2 protein-coding genes and 1 pseudogene are annotated in these 1934 nt (G+C 62.6%); all 3 read right to left on the reverse strand.

All coding sequences use genetic code 11. The annotated features are described in order from the left end of the window. A pseudogene (locus EN893_RS31645) lies at window positions 1-248 on the reverse strand (hypothetical protein); the annotation flags it as partial. 13 nt (window positions 249-261) lie between these two features. Next, window positions 262-1155, reverse strand: a complete 894-nt coding sequence (locus EN893_RS31650) for an NAD(P)-dependent methylenetetrahydromethanopterin dehydrogenase (RefSeq protein ID WP_127269828.1) — start codon at window positions 1153-1155, stop codon at window positions 262-264. Between the two features lie 29 nt (window positions 1156-1184). Continuing rightward, window positions 1185-1934 (reverse strand): beta-ribofuranosylaminobenzene 5'-phosphate synthase family protein (locus EN893_RS31655; protein ID WP_128362082.1); only part of this gene is annotated, 750 nt, incomplete at its 5' end.

The raw sequence follows: 1934 nt of genomic DNA on the forward strand, positions 1-1934 counted from the left end.
GTCTCAGGCATCCGCTCAAACCCTGAGCCCAGGATAATGGCGACCGGCAGGTCGTCGCCAGCCAATCGCCGAAGCGTGTCGACGATGCGCTCGCCGTCGATGCCCCTCTGCAGGTCGCCCGGCAGCATCGTCGCACGTTCGGCGAGCGCGACGGTGTCCGTATCGCAAAAGAAATCGGCAACCAGCGGACGATAGCCGGCGCGACGCGCGGCGGCGGCCAGCGCCCGGCCTGAAATTGCCGCGATCAAAAGAGATCCGGCGTTACTTGGCAATCTCGCGTGCAAGGGAAAACGCTTCCTGAAAATCGAGCGTGATCGTCTTTTCGGATTCGATCATTCTTTTGAAGAGACCGAATTCGACCTTATATTTGACATTGCCGATGGCAAGCGGACCAATGCCGACAGCTTTTGCCGCTTCGAGTGGATCACCATTGGCATTGACGGCCAATCCTTCGATGCCGGCCGGGGGGACGGCATTGACGTCGGCCGCAATAAGCAGGTCATTGCCTTTCAACTGGGCTTTGGAGACCACCTGGACGCCGGCTTTGGCGCAAGCCAGGATAATTTCGTTCGCCTCGACCAGCTTTGTCTTGCGTGCGTCGCTCGATCCGTCAGCGGCATCGACGATGATGTTGAATCTGCTTTCGATCTCGGCTGCGATCTGTTTGACCCTCTCGATGCCGTCATGGCCGACAAGTGTGACCCGGGCACCTTCCCCTGCCGCGATGACGGCGGTGCAGAAGCCGACGACGCCGGTGGCGCCGAAAACAGCCACCCTCGTATCCCTGAGCGCACGCTGAAATTTCTTCTCGAGCGCCTTTTCGACCTTGGCCACCATCGCCGCGGCCGTGGTGAACGAGCCGGCCGGATCGGCAAATACCGAAACCTGGAAAGGCGGCACCATCGCCTTCTTCGCGGCGTCGAACATGTCGAGCGCCAACGAGGCATCCTTCCCGGCGATGAAGATGCCGGTGTCGACACCCGCATCCGGCGGGCGCGAAAAGATCGCGTCCTGGACCAGGCCTGTCACTTCGGCGAGGCTTACATCGACATAGGGGACGACGGCGTCGAAGCCTGCGTCGAGCGCCATGTTCACGTCGAAGGGGCTCATCTGCTTCAACGGTGTCAGCATGTGCAGGATGTGTTTGCGGGCCATTTCTTGCCTTTCTGCCTGAAACGGGAGCGTCAGCTGCCGACGAGATTCAGCCTGGTTGAGCTGATCTTCGCGCCGGAGTTCCTGCCCTTGACGATCTTGATCTCAAGGCCGTCCTCAATTGTCGTCTTCCGAACCGCGTCGACGAACTTGAGTGCGGCGTCATGTGATGGCGCGAAGGCAAAGCCTGTCGGCCCCCAGGAACTCTGGCCGATGCCGACGGCGCCTGCTTCATTGAGACGGTGGGCCGCCATCTCGACCCGCTTCGAGGTGAACACGCCGCCCTGCGCCGGGGCGAAATGGCTGCCGATCAGCATCTGTATCGCGGTGACGGCGGCGCCGAATGCCGGAAGGTCCCGCTCGACCAAAGCCGGCATAATGCCCATCAGCACCCTTCGGCAGATCTCCCCGCTGCCTGCCGTTGGGAACGGCGGCAGCGAACGAAACGCCGCGACCTCGGCAGCGCCATGCAGTCCATGCCCGGAATGGTCGAGGATGAGGATGACGCGCCACTCTTCCGGAAACGGCAGCCGCGCGACGACCGGAGGCGTTCCGCCGCGGTCGTTCTTGCCGGCGTCGACTATGACGCCGCCATCTTCGAAACTTGCGATGCCGATGCCGGATCGGCCGCCCCGCTCGAGCAGGCCCGCGTCGCCGGCGATATCCAGAGGCAAATTATGGAGAGTGCGCAACGCCGAGGCGACGGCAAGGGCGATCTGCGTGCCGGACCCCAGACCCGCATGACTGGGGATCGACTGCTCGACCACCAGATGGTGCTGGGC

This window comes from Mesorhizobium sp. M7A.F.Ca.CA.004.04.2.1 (genome assembly GCF_004022825.1).
Classification (GTDB): Bacteria; Pseudomonadota; Alphaproteobacteria; order Rhizobiales; family Rhizobiaceae; genus Mesorhizobium.

Excerpts from the sequence above, each read along its gene's own strand:
- EN893_RS31650 (WP_127269828.1), bottom strand. The coding sequence starts at position 1,155 with ATGGCCCGCAAACACATCCTGCACATGCTGACACCGTTGAAGCAGATG.